Genomic DNA, 13,845 nt, shown 5'->3' with positions numbered 1-13,845 from the left:
GTAGACGATATCCGCCGATGTGCACCGCGAATCTGCGGAAACCCGCGATGCGGATATTCGCCCTACGCCTTTGGCTTGTTCTTACTCAGCTTCGCGGCCGCGCTTTCCACCAGCAGGTAGAACATCGGAATCATAAAGGTGGCCAACAAGGTCGCCGCCAGCATGCCGCCGATTACCCCGGTACCAATCGAATGACGGCTGGCTGAACCCGCGCCCGTGCTAATGGCCAACGGCACGCAGCCGAGGATAAAAGCCAGGGACGTCATCACGATGGGGCGAAAACGCAGCTTGGCCGCTTCCAACGCCGAGTCGTAAATGCTCATGCCTTCCTGGCGACAGAGCACGGCGAACTCCACGATCAGAATGGCGTTTTTCGCCGCCAGGCCAATCAGCGTCACCAGGCCCACCTGGAAGTACACATCGTTCTGAATACCGCGCAGCCACACCGCCAGAATCGCGCCAAATACCGCGAACGGCACGGCGGTCACCACCGCCACGGGCAAGGTCCAGCGCTCGTACTGCGCGGCAAGAATCAGAAACACCATCACCAGGCCGAAGATAAAGGCGGTACTGCCCGAGCCCTGGGAGGCCAGCTCCTGGTACGCCTGGCCGATCCAGCCCAGGCTGTAGTCGCCACCCAGGGTTTGGTCTGCCACCTCCTGCATCGCCTGCAACGCCTGCCCCGAGCTATAGCCCGGCGCCGGCCCGCCAAGCATTTTCGCCGCCGGGTAGACGTTAAACCGCGCATAACTGTCCGGGCCAAGAATGCGCCGCACGCTGACCAGCGACGACAGCGGAATCAACTCGCCACTGGCCGAACGCACATACACCTGGCTGAGGTCTTCAGGCTTTCGGCGAAACTCCGATTCGGCCTGCAGGCTCACCTGCCAGGTGCGCCCGTACAGGGTGAAGTCGTTGACGTAATAGCTGCCGAAGGTGGTCTGCATGGCGGTGAACACATCGTTCACCGCCACGCCCAGGGCCCGCGCCTTGGTACGGTCGAGGTCGATGTAGTACTGCGGCACTTCAGCGTTGAACGTGGTGTTGACCCCCGCCAGCTCAGGCCGTTTGGCGGCTGCCGCGAGAAACTTGTGGACCATTTCCTCAAGCTTTTCGCTGCTGCCGCCGCTGCGGTCCTGGATATACGCCTCAAAGCCGCCCGTGGTGCTCATGCCGGTAATGGGTGGCGGGTTGAAGGTCATGACCATGGCGTCTTTCTGCTTGGCCCCCATGCCCATAAAGGCGCCGGGCAGATTGCGCGCATCCAGTTCCTTGGTGGTGCGCTCGCTCCAGTCTTTCAGCGGTACAAACGACACCCCGGCGTTGCTGCGAGTGCCGAAGGTCAGCACGTCAAACCCGGCGAAGGTCACCACGTCCTGCACCGCCGGGTGTTTCATCAGCTCCTGGGTGACTTCGCTGGTGACTTTCTCAGTGCGCGTCAGCGAGGCGGCGGGCGGCAGGAAATAGGCATTGATGACATACCCCTGGTCTTCGTCCGGTACCAGTGAGCCCGGTACGCGGCCGAACAACACCACCATCAGGGCGATCATGCCGCCGAACAGCAGCAGGCCGATAAACGAGCGCTTGAGGAAAAAAACCACACCCGCGCTATAGCCGTTGGTAGCCTTTTCAAAGAAGCGGTTAAACCAGCGGAACGGCGCCGCCGGCTCATGGTGTTCGGGTTTGAGCAGCAAGGCACAGAGCGCCGGCGACAACGTCAGGGCCACGACCCCAGACACCGCCACCGACACGGCAATGGTGATGGCGAACTGTTGATACATCTGCCCGGCCAGGCCGCCGAGAAAGCCCACCGGAATAAACACCGCACACAGCACCAGCACGATGGCGATGATCGGCCCCGTCACTTCCTCCATGGCCTTGATGGCCGCCTCGCGCGGTGGCAGTTTTTCCGTGCGCATTACCCGCTCGACGTTTTCCAGCACCACAATGGCGTCATCCACCACGATGCCAATGGCCAGCACCAGGCCGAACAGCGTCAGCAGGTTGATGGAGAAACCGAGCATATACATGCCGGCAAAGGTGCCGATCAGCGACACTGGAATGGCCAGCACCGGAATCAGCGTGGCGCGCCAGTTCTGCAGGAAGATAAATACCACCAGCACCACCAGCACCAAGGCCTCGAAGAAGGTGTGAATCACCTCCTCGATGGAGACCTTCACGAATTTGGTGGTGTCGTAGGGAATCTTGTAGGTGATGCCCGAGGGGAAGCGCTTGGCCAGGCGCTCCATGGTCTGGCTGACCGCCGCTGAGGTATCCAACGCGTTAGCGCCAGGTTGCAGGTAAATACCGAACGCGGCGTTCTGCTGACCATTGAGACTGGTCATCAGCGAGTAGTCCTGGGCCCCCAACTCCACCCGTGCGACATCCTTGAGCAACAGGCTGGCGCCCGTGGCGTCGGTGCGCAGAATGATGTTTTCAAACTCTTTGGGATCAGCAAACCGACCCTGGGTGGTCACCGTATAGGTGAAGTCCTGCTCCTGGGTCAGCGGCTGGCGGCCAAAGCTACCGGCGGCGAATTGCGAGTTCTGCTCCTGAATGGCGTTAACCACATCGGTGGGCGTGAGGTTGTACTGCGCCAGCTTGTCCGGCCGCAGCCAGATGCGCATGGAGTAGTCCTTGGAACCAAACTGGCTGGCGTCGCCCACGCCCTTCAAGCGTTTGAGTTCGTCGATCACGTTGATCAGCGCGTAGTTGCTGATAAAGATCGGGTCCCGCGAACCGTCGGGGGAATACAGGGTGATGACCTGCAGGATATCGGAGGATTTCTTCTCCACCTTCACACCCTGCCGGCGCACCTCTTCCGGCAGCTTGGCTAACGCTGCCTGCACCTTGTTATTAACGTTGATGGTGGCCTGGTCGGGATCGGTGCCCACCTGGAAATACACGGTCAGGCTCATGGCGCCGCTGCTGTCGGAGTTGGACAGCTGGTAAATCATGTTCTCCACGCCGTTGATTTCCTGCTCCAGCGGCGCGGCAACGGTTTCGGCAATTACCTGGGAACTGGCGCCGGGATAACTGGCGGTAACCGACACCTGTGGGGGCAAAATTTCCGGGTATTGGGAAATGGGCAGCGAGCGCATGGCCGCCAGCCCGGCGAGCACGATGACCACGGAAATTACCGTGGCGAAAATAGGCCTGTCGATAAAGAAGCGAGAAATCACGGCAACGCTCCTTAGGATTTTTTCGCAGGTTGTTCGGCAGCAGAGGGCGCCTCAGTAGCCTTGACCGGTGACTCCGGGCGGACCTTGATCATGCCCTCGATAATCACCTTGTCGCCGACACTGACGCCGGACTCGATCACCCAACGCCCCTCCGACGTCGGCCCGGTTGCCACCTGACGGGCATGGGCCACGCCCTGCTCATCCACCACATACACAAAGGTGCCCTTGGGCCCTTGCAACAGGGCGCGCTCGGGCACCGTGACGGCGTTCGGGCGGGTCAGCCCCTTGATCACCACCCGCATAAACTGCCCCGGTAGCAGTTTCTGGTCGGGGTTGGGCACCACGGCGCGGGCACTGACGGTGCCGGTGCCGCTGCTGACAAAGCTGTCGGTGAAGTCCACACGGCCTTCCAGCGGGTACGTACTGCCGTCGCCGAACTTGAGTTGCGCGAACAACTTGCCGTCGGCAGGCAACGACAACTTGCCGGTCTGCACCCCTTCGCGCAGCCGTTCGGCTTCGGTGTCGGGGTAGGCGAAGTTGACGTACAGCGGGTCGAGTTGGGTGAGCTGGGTCAGCAGGCTGGCGTTGGCATCGGAGGCCACCACCAGGCTGCCTTCGGACACCGTCTGTTTGCTGGTGATGCCGGAAATGGGCGCAACCACGGTGGTGTAATCGAGGTTGATCTGACTGGTTTCCACATCGGCCTTGGCGGCTTCGACGTTGGCTTTGGCCTGCTCGAAGTTAGAGATGGCGTTATCCAGTTCGCTCTCACTGGCAAAGCCTTTTTTCTGCAGCTCGCGAATACGCTTGAGGTCTCGGTCGGTCTGGCGATAGCGCGCCTGGGCTTGCGCCAGGGCGCCATTGGCGCGCATCAACGCCGCCTGGTAAGGGCGCGGATCGATGCGAAACAACACCTGCCCGGCCTTTACCTTGCTGCCTTCATCGTAAGTACGTTGCTGCAAGATGCCGCTGACCTGCGCGCGCACCTGTACTTCGCGGTAACCGGCGGTACGCCCGGAATATTCCAGCACCAGCGGAAAGGTCTCGGCCTTGGCCACTTCCACCGTCACATCAGGCGGTGGCGGCGCCGGTGCCGCGGCAGGCTCGGCGGCAAAGCCGACAGCGCTGAACAGGCTCATGGTTAGCAAGACAAACGAAGACAAGGCATACGGCATAACAACGGTCTCCATGACCAGGCGCATCGCGAGTTGAAGGTGACCCAAAGCCGGCCGATACATACAAGGTTGTTTGTAAAGCCCCAACAGGCATTACACTGCCCTACCGTCCCGCTCTAACTGAACAGAGCCTAGACAGAATTAGCCCAACCGCCATGCGCAAAACCAAAGAAGAAGCAGAGAAAACCCGCAGCGCCATTTTGCTGGCCGCTGAAGCGTTGTTTCTGCAAAAAGGCGTCGGTCATACCACCCTCGACCAGATCGCCAAAGCGGCCGAGGTCACCCGTGGTGCGGTGTACTGGCACTTTGAAAACAAAGCCCATCTGTTCCACGAAATACTCAACCAGGTGCGCTTGCCGCCGGAGCAGATGGCCGAACTGCTGTCGGCCGATAACCACAGCGAGCCGCTGCAAACCCTGCGCGATATTTGCGTGGATGCGTTGGTGAACCTGGTTCATGACGGGCAAAAGCGGCGGATCATGACCATCTTGCTGTTTCGCTGCGAATTCACCGATGACTTGCGCGAAGCCGAAGACCGCCACAACGCCTTTGTGCGGCAATTTATCGACCTGTGCGAGGCGCTGTTTCAGCGGGCCGCCGAGCAGGGGCACCTGCACCCGAGCATGACGCCGCGCCTGGCGGCGCTGACGTTGCACGGCCTGGTGATTGGTTTATTCAGCGACTACCTGCGCGACCCGGATTTGTACCACCCGGTGCAGGAAGCGGCGGCGATGGTGGATGCGATCTTTCGGGGGCTGGCCCGCGAGTGGCCGCTTTGCAACTAACCTAGGTGGTAATTGCTGGCAGGAGTGTTTCTCTATGCGTGCCTTCCTTTTTGCCGGGTTGATGCTGACGGCGGTGATTGCCCACGCCGAATTTGCCGAGGCGCCGACGCCGCAGTCGGATGGCTATGGGGTGTTGATCATTTCCCGCGAGCGGCTGGAGGTGGGGAGCCCGTGTGATATCGGGTTGTATCTGCAGGATCAGTTGGCGGCGCGGTTGTGGCAGGGGCAGTCGGTGGCGTTCAACTTGCCGCCCGGGGCGATTTCGGTGCGCTTGGGGCTGCTTGGGCCTGGGGTGTGTTCGCCAGGGATTAGTCAGACGACGAGTATTTCGGTGGATTTGATTCCGGGGGAGATTCGGCGGTATCGGATTGGGTTGAATACCACGGGGTTGTATCTGTTGCAGGCGCCGCCGTTGAATCAGTGATGTTCTTCAGTACCGTGTGTGCTGGGCATTTCCTTCGCGCCATACGCGCGGGGCTTTTGTAGGGTGTGCTTCGCGCACCTTTCGGTTTATCAGGCGACTGTTGTTTTTCTGCATTACCGCGTGCGCTGGGCGTTTTGTTTCGCGCCTTACGCGCGAGTTTCTTTTATCAGTCGTCGGAATGCCGAACCACATAAAAGAAACCAAAAGGGCTTGCCCCTACCTGGGCCTTCCGCTTCGCTCCAGGTCCCCTCCCTCCGTCGTCGCTCCAGGGGCCGGGCTGAAGGGGCGGGTAGATCACAAGCGGTAGATCAAGATCAAAAGCCCCTCACCCCCGGCCCCTCTCCCGCAAGCGGGCGAGGGGTGACGTATGCCGGCCGCCTCACTCCGTTCTGGCCCCTCTCCCGCGTGCGGGAGAGGGTTGGGGTGAGGGGCTTTTGATCTACCGCTGGTGATCTGCCCGCCCCTTCAGGAGGCCGGAGCGAGCACCCGCAGCGAAGCGAAGGGCCGTATGCTGGGGCTAGCGTTTTTGGTTACTTTTGTCTGGTTCGGCATTCCGACAATGACAAAAGTGACTCGCGCGTAAGGCGCGAAACAAAAACGCCCAGCACACGCGGTAAAAAATACCTCCACCAAAACCAGAACAAACATCACCCAGCCCTTGACCTTACCCACAGGTCAAGGTTGATCCTGTAAGCGAACTCACTGGAGATCGCCCCCCATGACCAGCCCCTCAGCGTTCGACCTACCGATCCAAGGCATGACCTGCGCCGGATGCGCCGGCCGCGTCGAGCGCGCGCTGCAAGCCGTGTCCGGCGTGCAGCAGGCCAGCGTCAACCTGGCCACCGAGCACGCCCGTATCCAGGCCCCGGCCGATGCCCTGCCCCGCCTGATCGAAGCCGTACAAGGCGCTGGCTACAGCGTGCCCAGCCAACGCCTGGAACTGGCCATCACCGGCATGACCTGCGCCAGCTGTGCCGGCCGCATCGAACGGGCGCTGGCCCAGGTGCCGGGCGTAAGCGCCGTCAGCGTGAACCTCGCCACCGAACGCGCCCATCTCGAGTTGCTCGGCAACACCGACCCGGCCCCGCTGCTGGCCGCCATACACAACGCCGGCTACAGCGCCAGCGTGGTCAGCGAGGCCCAACCGCAGCACGATCCGCAGCGCCGTTTACAGCGTGAACGCTGGACCGTGTTGCTGGCCATCGCGCTGTCTTTGCCACTGCTGGCCCCCATGCTGCTGGAGTGGGCGGGCGTGCACTGGATGCTGCCGGCCTGGGTGCAGTTCGCGCTGGCCACACCGGTGCAATTTATCCTCGGCGCGCGCTTTTATATCGCCGCCTACAAAGCGGTACGCGCCGGTGCCGGCAATATGGATTTGCTTGTGGCCCTGGGCACCAGCGCCGCCTACGGCTTGAGCCTCTACCAATGGTGGAGCGCACCGGCCGGCGCCATGCCCCATCTGTATTTCGAAGCGGCTGCGGTAGTGATCAGCCTGGTGCTGCTGGGCAAATACCTGGAAAGCCGCGCCAAACGCCAGACGGCCAGTGCCATTCGTGCCCTCGAAGCATTGCGCCCCAACAGTGCGGTGCGTCTGCGTGACGGTGTGGAGGAACGGGTGGCGATCGGCGCCATCGCCCTGGGCGATCTGATTGTGGTGAAACCGGGCGAGCGTTTTGCCGTGGATGGTGAGGTGGTGGAAGGCCAGAGCCATGCCGACGAAGCCTTGATCAGCGGTGAAAGCTTGCCGCAAGCCAAGGTGCCTGGCGACTGCGTAACCAGCGGCGCCATCAATGGCGAAGGCCGGTTGCTGGTGCGCACTCAGGCGTTGGGCGGCGAGACCGTATTGGCGCGCATCATCCGCCTGGTGGAAGACGCCCAGGCCGCCAAGGCGCCGATTCAGAAGCTGGTGGACCGGGTCAGCCAGGTGTTTGTGCCGGTGGTGATTGTCGCCGCCCTGCTCACCCTGGCCGGCTGGCTGCTGGCCGGCAGCAGCGTGGAAACGGCGCTGCTCAATGCCGTGGCGGTGCTGGTGATTGCCTGCCCCTGTGCCCTGGGCCTGGCTACGCCAACGGCGATCATGGCTGGCACCGGCGTGGCGGCCAAACATGGCATTTTGATCAAGGATGCGCAGGCGCTGGAGATTGCCCACAAGGTGAGCGTGGTGGCCTTCGACAAGACCGGCACCCTCACCTCCGGCAGCCCGCAGATTGTTCATCTACACGCGAGCCAGGATGAGACCGAGCTGTTGAGCCTGGCCGGTGCGCTGCAACAGGGTAGCGAACACCCGCTGGCCAAGGCGGTGCTGCAAGCCTGTGAAGCGCGCGGCCTCACGCTGCCGACGGTGACCGCCGCCCGCGCGTTGGCTGGGCGCGGTATTGCCGGCGCGGTCAACGGGCGGCAGCTGGCCCTGGGCAATCGCCGTCTACTCGATGAAAGCAAACTGCCGGGCGAGCACTTCGACGCCCAGGCCAGCGCCTGGGAGGCCGAAGGCCGCACCCTGTCCTGGCTGCTGGAGCTGCAACCAACACCACAGGTGCTGGGCCTGCTGGCCTTTGGCGACACCCTCAAGCCCGGCGCCGCGGCGGCCATTGCGGCGTTGCGCCAGCGGCTGATCACCTGCCACTTGATCAGCGGCGACAACCAGGGCAGCGCCCAGGCCGTGGGCACTGCTCTGGGTATCGAGTCGGTGCATGCTCAGGTGCTGCCTGGCGACAAGTCGGCGCTGGTCAATGGCCTGAAACAGCACGCCACCGTGGCCATGGTGGGCGATGGGATCAACGATGCACCGGCATTGGCAGCCGCCGACGTGGGCATCGCCATGGGCGGCGGCACCGACGTGGCCATGCAGGCCGCCGGCATTACCCTGATGCGCGGCGACCCACGTCTGGTGCCAGCAGCGCTGGATATCAGCCGACGCACCTACGCCAAGATCCGCCAGAACCTGTTCTGGGCCTTTATCTATAACCTGGTGGGCATTCCGCTGGCGGCGTTCGGGCTGCTGAACCCCATGCTGGCGGGCGCTGCCATGGCGTTGTCGAGCGTCAGCGTGGTGAGTAATGCGTTGCTGCTAAAACGCTGGAAGCCTGACTTCGAGGAGAACGAGCAATGAACATCGGCCAAGCGGCAACACGCTCGGGCCTGAGCGCCAAGATGATCCGCTACTACGAAAGCATCGGCCTGCTGCAACCGGCCCATCGCAGTGAAGCGGGCTACCGCCATTACCAGCCGCAAGACCTGCACACTCTGGCGTTTATCAAACGCTCGCGCGACCTGGGGTTTTCGCTGGAAGAAGTGGGCAGGCTGCTCACGCTCTGGCAAGACCGTCAACGTGCCAGTGCCGACGTAAAGGCCCTGGCGCGCGACCATATCGAGGCGCTGAACCGCAAGATCGAAGAACTCACCAGCCTGCGCGACACCTTGCAGGAGCTGGCGCACAGCTGCCACGGCGACGACCGCCCGGATTGCCCGATATTGAAGGATTTGGAGAAAGGGTGTTGCGGGTAGCAAGAGCGGCGTAGGGCGAATATCGCCGTCGCGATATCCGCCGATTCACGATCGACGGCAGATAATCGCTACGCGCTTATTCGCCCTACTGTTGAGTATCACGCCTGCGATTGCAGGTAATTTTCCAGGCCGATACGGTCAATCAAACCCAACTGCTGCTCTAGCCAGTAGGCGTGATCTTCCTCAGTGTCTTGCAGTTGCAGAATCAGGATGTCGCGGCTGATGTAGTCCTTGTGGGTTTCGCACAGGGCTACGCCTTTGCTCAGGGCGGCGCGTACTTCGTATTCCAGCTTGAGATCGCTGCGCAGCATGTCTGGCACGGTGGCGCCCGGGAACATGGGTTTTGGCGTCATGTCCGGGGTGCTTTCCAGAAACAGGATGCGCTGCAGCAGCGCATCGGCGTGCTGGGTTTCTTCTTCCATTTCGTGGTTGATGCGCTCGTAGAGCTTGTTGAAGCCCCAGTCCTGGTACATGCGCGAATGCAGGAAATACTGGTCGCGGGCAGACAATTCGCCGCGCAGCAGATCCTTCAGGTATTCGACGACTTCGTTATTGCCCTGCATTGCCATTTCCCCGCACTAAAAACCGAAGACGAAAGCTTCGGCCGCCAAGCCTGAGCGGTCAAGCCCGACGTTTGGGCAACACCGTCACCGCCAGGCCGACAAACACCAGTGCACAGGCCAGCCAACTCAACGAACTCAATTGCTCATCGAGCAGCAGCCAACCAGCCAACAACCCGGAAACCGGCACCGCCAGGGCGAAGGGCGTCACCACGCTGGCCGGATAACGGCGCAGCAGAAAGCTCCAGATGGCAAAGCCCACGGTGGTGGCGAGGAAAGCGATAAACAGCAGTGCGGCAATCCCACGCAGGGTGAGGTGTGTCAGGGCGAAGCTGATTGCATCCGGGCCTTCGAATACATAGGAAAGCGCCAGCAATGGCAGCGGCGGAATCAGGCTGATCCAGCAGATCAAACGCAGCATGTCGGTGGCGCCGGAGCGCTTGGTGGCAATATTCGAGAAGGCCCACATCAAGGCGGCGAACACCACCAGGGCAAAAGCCAGCAGGCTGTCACCCATGGGCCGCTGCCAACCAATCAGCACCAGCCCGCAGGCGGCCAACGCTAGGCCCGCCAAGGCGCGGTGGCTGGGCCGTTCGCCGAGCATCACAGCGGCAATCACAATGGTGAAGAACACCTGGCTTTGCAGCACCAGCGAGGACAAGCCAGCCGGCATCCCCAGGTGCATGCCGACAAACAGCACGCCGAACTTGAAGACGCCCAGCAGCAGGCCGATCTGCACAATCCGCCACAGCGGTGCCGGCATCGGCCCACGCAGAAACAGCAGCGGCAACGCGGCCAAGGCAAAACGCAATGCACAGAACAACAGCGGCGGGAAATCCTGCAAACCCACCTTGATCACCACGAAGTTCACACCCCAGATCAGGGTAACCAGCAGGGCAAGCAGGGCGTGGCGTAACGGCATGGCGGGCTTCAAAAATTCTGGGGCGTAAGTTGGTAGGTTGGGTTGAGCGTAGCGAAGCCCAACGATGCGCAAAAATTGCGCTGCCACCGCCGCCAAACAGGACGCAATGTGCGCCGGCGATCAGTTTGGCAATGGGGCTGGGGCGCACCCCTGCGTATCGTTGGGCTTCGCCTACGGCTCAACCCAACCTACGTCCGTTTATTGCAACCAAGGCGGCGGTGGCGGCTCGTCCGTTTTGGCCGGGCCTTCGGCGTCGGCACGGGCGGCCTGCTTGCGCTGCTCATCCAACCGCGCGGCTTCAATTTCGCGCATCACCGCGCCAACGTCCGCGCTCTCTTCTTCCTCGGCAAACTCGCCGGTAAGCACGCTCGTCGGGTGCAAGGTGCCGGCTTCGTACAGCGCCCACATTTCCTTGGCGTAACGAGTAGCCTTGAGCTCCGGCGCATAGCGGCCAAAGTAGGCGGCCATGTTGCCGACGTCCCGCTCCAGCATGCTGAAGGCGTGGTTGTTGCCAGCGGCATCTACCGCTTGCGGCAGGTCGATGATCACCGGGCCATTGGCGTCCAGGAGCACGTTGAATTCCGAAAGATCGCCATGCACCAGGCCGGCACACAGCATCAGCACGATCTGACGGATCAGGAAAGCGTGGTATTCGCGCGCTTCGTCGGGCTCCATCACCACGTCGTTCAAGCGCGGTGCGGCATCGCCGTCGGCGCCGGCGATCATTTCCATCAGCAGCACGCCGTCGAGGAAATCGAAAGGCTTGGGCACGCGCACCCCGGCGCTGGCCAGGCGGAACAGGGCCGAGACTTCGGCGTTCTGCCAGTTTTCTTCCTGCTCTTTACGGCCGTGCTTGGAACCCTTGGCCATGGCCCGGGCGTCGCGGCTATTACGGACCTTGCGGCCTTCCTGGTATTCGGCAGCCTGGCGGAAGCTGCGTTTGTTGGCTTCCTTGTAAACCTTGGCACAACGTAACTCTTTACCGCAGCGCACCACATACACTGCTGCTTCCTTGCCGCTCATAAGCGGGCGCAGCACCTCATCGACCAAGCCATCTTCAATCAGGGGTTCAATGCGTTTGGGAGTCTTCATCAGCTTTTATCAAGGGTCCTTATATGCCAGAAGTCTGAGGGCATGCCTGGGTACGTGTGCTGTCCGAGGCCGGCTGGGGCCCATCCTCTCACAGCCCGTTGCAGATGCCGACCCTGGGAACGCGAAGCAGGGCAAATCGTTGGCATGTGAGTGACGTTGCTTTGGAAGGTTTCGCAAGAATTACCCCGCCCCACCTCGCCCCCGCGTCATGATCTGCGGCCACCGAACGAGCCTGGATTCGCGCCTGCGCGGCAATGACGGCGGGATGCCTATCACCCCCGCTGCAAATTCTGCTTCAGCGCCTCTATGGCATAGCGCACTTTCGCCGGCTGCGCGTCGCGCCGGGGTGTAACCAGGTAAATCGGCAGCGGCGCGTGTTGCCACTCGGGCAGCAGCCGTTGCAGCCGCCCGCTGGCCAATTCGCCACGTACTTCAGGCTCGGGCTGAATGGAAAACCCCATACCCGCCAGGGTGAACTCACGCGCGGCAATCATGTTGTTGCAGCTAATGCGGCTTTCCAGCTTGAGCCGGCGCTCTTCACCGTTCACGTGGGTGAACAGCAATTGCTGCGGCAGGTGCTGGGTGCTGAGGTTCAGCCAGTCGAGATCGGCCAGTTGCTCCGGCGCTTCAATCGGCGTGTGTTGCGCCAGATAGGAGGGCGCAGCGCAGAGCACGGCGTTCCAGTCGATCACATGGCGCGCCACCAGGCTTGAGCTTTCCAGCCTGCCGATGCGCAGGGCGATATCGATGCGCTGTTCGATCAAGTTCACCTGTTCATCGTCAAAAAACACCTGCAGGCGCAATTGCCGATGGGCCGCAAGCAGCGGCGCCAGTGCCCGGCTCAGGCGCCCTCCGGCAAAGCCCACTGGCGCTGCGATGCGCAACTCGCCCACCGGCGCATCGCGCAGCTCCAGCAACCGCTGCTCGGCGTCCTGGGCCAGCGCCAGCACCTGGGCACAGCTGCGGTAAAAGGTGGCCCCGGCTTCGGTGAGCGTCAGCTTGCGCGTGGTGCGGTGCAGCAGGCTGACCTGGGTGCTGGCTTCGAGTTTGCTGATCTGCTGGCTGACGGCCGAGGCGGTCATGCCCAGTTCAGCGGCGGCGGCCACCATCGAGCCTTTATCCACCACGGTAGCAAACACCGCCATGCGCTTGAGCTGTTCCATTATTAAGTTCTGCTTAAGTGTTTAAGCCTTTTTAGCCTATTTCTCTGCGCTTTACCCATCGCAGATGATGGCCACCAGTTACTTACCTACCTGGAGACACCCTATGAAAATTGCCCTGATCGGCGCCGGTGGTTTTGTCGGCGCGGCCGTTTTGCAAGAAGCCTTGAACCGTGGCCACCAAGTGACCGGCATTGTTCAGCACCCGGAAAAACTGCCCGCCCATGCCCAGCTCAACGCAGTGAAAGCCGACGCCTACGACGCTGCTGCGCTGGCGACCGTGCTCAACGGTCATGACGCCGTGGTCAGCGCCTTCAATCCAGGCTGGGACAAGGCCGATATCCTGCCGCTGTTTCTTAAGGGCAGCAGCGCCATCGTGGCAGCGAGCAAGGCAGCCAAGGTGCCGCGCTTGTTGGTGGTCGGCGGCGCCGGCAGTTTGTATGTGGCGCCAGGCCTGCAACTGATCGACACCCCGGACTTTCCGGCGGCCTACAAGAACGGCGCAGAAGGCGCGCGCCAGCATCTGAATCAGCTACGCGATGAACAGGACCTGGTGTGGACCTTTGTGTCGCCGCCGGCCTTGCTGCAACCCGGCAGCCGCAGCGGCAAATACCGCGTGGGTGGCGAAGACTTGTTGATGGACGGCGCAGCGCCAGCGGGCATCAGCGTGGAAGACCTGGCGGTGGCGATTGTGGATGAGTTGGAACAGGGCAAGCAGTTGCGCAAGCGGTTTACGGTCGCCAATTGATGGCGATGTTTGCGCAGGGTGCGGTCTGAGCTGACTCCTGCGGCAGCGGTTTGCGGGTGCGAAGTAAACGTCAGCTCCAACATTCTGGATTCCGGCCTGCGCCGGAACGACGGAGGTTTTTGCACCTTTCCCCATCATTCCGGCGTAGGCCGGAATCCAGGCTCGCAAACGCAACATAAACCTGCCAGGCAAGCAATTACGGCGGCAGTTTACGACGCGAATTAAACGTCAGCCCCAACACTCCGGATTCCGGCCTGCGCCGCAATGACGGAGGTTTTTGCACCTTTCCCAGT

11 protein-coding genes are annotated in these 13,845 nt (G+C 61.9%); 5 read left to right on the top strand and 6 right to left on the bottom strand.

Annotated elements, in window-relative coordinates; all coding sequences use genetic code 11:
• Window positions 1-62: 62 nt before the first annotated feature.
• Window positions 63-3,182 (bottom strand): efflux RND transporter permease subunit, encoded by a 3,120-nt coding sequence (locus PKE98_RS25625; RefSeq protein ID WP_271198300.1) that lies wholly within the window; start codon window positions 3,180-3,182, stop codon window positions 63-65.
• An 11-nt stretch (window positions 3,183-3,193) separates the two neighbouring features.
• Window positions 3,194-4,357, bottom strand: coding sequence for an efflux RND transporter periplasmic adaptor subunit (locus PKE98_RS25620; RefSeq protein WP_373877920.1), 1,164 nt, complete (start codon window positions 4,355-4,357; stop codon window positions 3,194-3,196).
• A gap of 155 nt (window positions 4,358-4,512) precedes the next feature.
• Between PKE98_RS25620 and PKE98_RS25615 the strand changes: the two genes are divergently transcribed.
• From PKE98_RS25615 to cueR, 4 genes are all read left to right on the top strand, one after another.
• On the top strand, window positions 4,513-5,142 hold the full coding sequence (locus PKE98_RS25615) for a TetR family transcriptional regulator (RefSeq protein ID WP_271198298.1): 630 nt from the start codon (window positions 4,513-4,515) through the stop codon (window positions 5,140-5,142).
• Between the two features lie 34 nt (window positions 5,143-5,176).
• On the top strand, window positions 5,177-5,566 hold the full coding sequence (locus tag PKE98_RS25610) for a hypothetical protein (RefSeq protein WP_271198297.1): 390 nt from the start codon (window positions 5,177-5,179) through the stop codon (window positions 5,564-5,566).
• Window positions 5,567-6,284: 718 nt separating this feature from the next.
• Window positions 6,285-8,675, top strand: coding sequence for a heavy metal translocating P-type ATPase (locus tag PKE98_RS25605; protein WP_271198296.1), 2,391 nt, complete (start codon window positions 6,285-6,287; stop codon window positions 8,673-8,675).
• Window positions 8,672-9,070 carry a Cu(I)-responsive transcriptional regulator gene (gene cueR, locus PKE98_RS25600; RefSeq protein WP_271198295.1) on the top strand — a complete coding sequence of 133 codons (399 nt, stop codon included), beginning with the start codon at window positions 8,672-8,674 and terminating at the stop codon, window positions 9,068-9,070. The genes PKE98_RS25605 and cueR overlap by 4 nt, the downstream gene beginning before the upstream one ends.
• 98 nt (window positions 9,071-9,168) lie before the next feature.
• Here cueR and bfr read toward each other — a convergent pair whose 3' ends face one another.
• The 4 genes from bfr to PKE98_RS25580 all read right to left on the bottom strand — a co-directional run bounded on the left by bfr (window position 9,169) and on the right by PKE98_RS25580 (window position 12,807).
• Window positions 9,169-9,633: a bacterioferritin gene (gene bfr, locus PKE98_RS25595; RefSeq protein ID WP_271198293.1), complete on the bottom strand. Its 465-nt coding sequence runs from the start codon at window positions 9,631-9,633 to the stop codon at window positions 9,169-9,171.
• A 58-nt stretch (window positions 9,634-9,691) separates the two neighbouring features.
• Complete coding sequence (locus PKE98_RS25590) at window positions 9,692-10,552, bottom strand: EamA family transporter (protein WP_271198292.1); 861 nt, start codon at window positions 10,550-10,552, stop codon at window positions 9,692-9,694.
• Window positions 10,553-10,750: 198 nt separating this feature from the next.
• Window positions 10,751-11,644 (bottom strand): PA4780 family RIO1-like protein kinase, encoded by an 894-nt coding sequence (locus PKE98_RS25585; RefSeq protein ID WP_271198291.1) that lies wholly within the window; start codon window positions 11,642-11,644, stop codon window positions 10,751-10,753.
• A 272-nt stretch (window positions 11,645-11,916) separates the two neighbouring features.
• Window positions 11,917-12,807 carry a LysR family transcriptional regulator gene (locus tag PKE98_RS25580; RefSeq protein WP_271198290.1) on the bottom strand — a complete coding sequence of 297 codons (891 nt, stop codon included), beginning with the start codon at window positions 12,805-12,807 and terminating at the stop codon, window positions 11,917-11,919.
• A gap of 103 nt (window positions 12,808-12,910) precedes the next feature.
• Here PKE98_RS25580 and PKE98_RS25575 point away from each other — a divergent pair, with 103 nt between their 5' ends.
• The gene (locus tag PKE98_RS25575; protein ID WP_271198289.1) at window positions 12,911-13,552 is read left to right on the top strand and encodes an NAD(P)-dependent oxidoreductase; all 642 of its coding nucleotides are present in this window, start codon (window positions 12,911-12,913) and stop codon (window positions 13,550-13,552) included.
• Window positions 13,553-13,845 lie beyond the last annotated feature (293 nt).

The organism is Pseudomonas turukhanskensis (assembly GCF_027922365.1).
Classification (GTDB): domain Bacteria; phylum Pseudomonadota; class Gammaproteobacteria; order Pseudomonadales; family Pseudomonadaceae; genus Aquipseudomonas; species Aquipseudomonas turukhanskensis.
The sequence above is the reverse complement of the archived record's forward strand: the minus strand, read 5'-3'. Positions and strand labels throughout refer to the sequence as shown.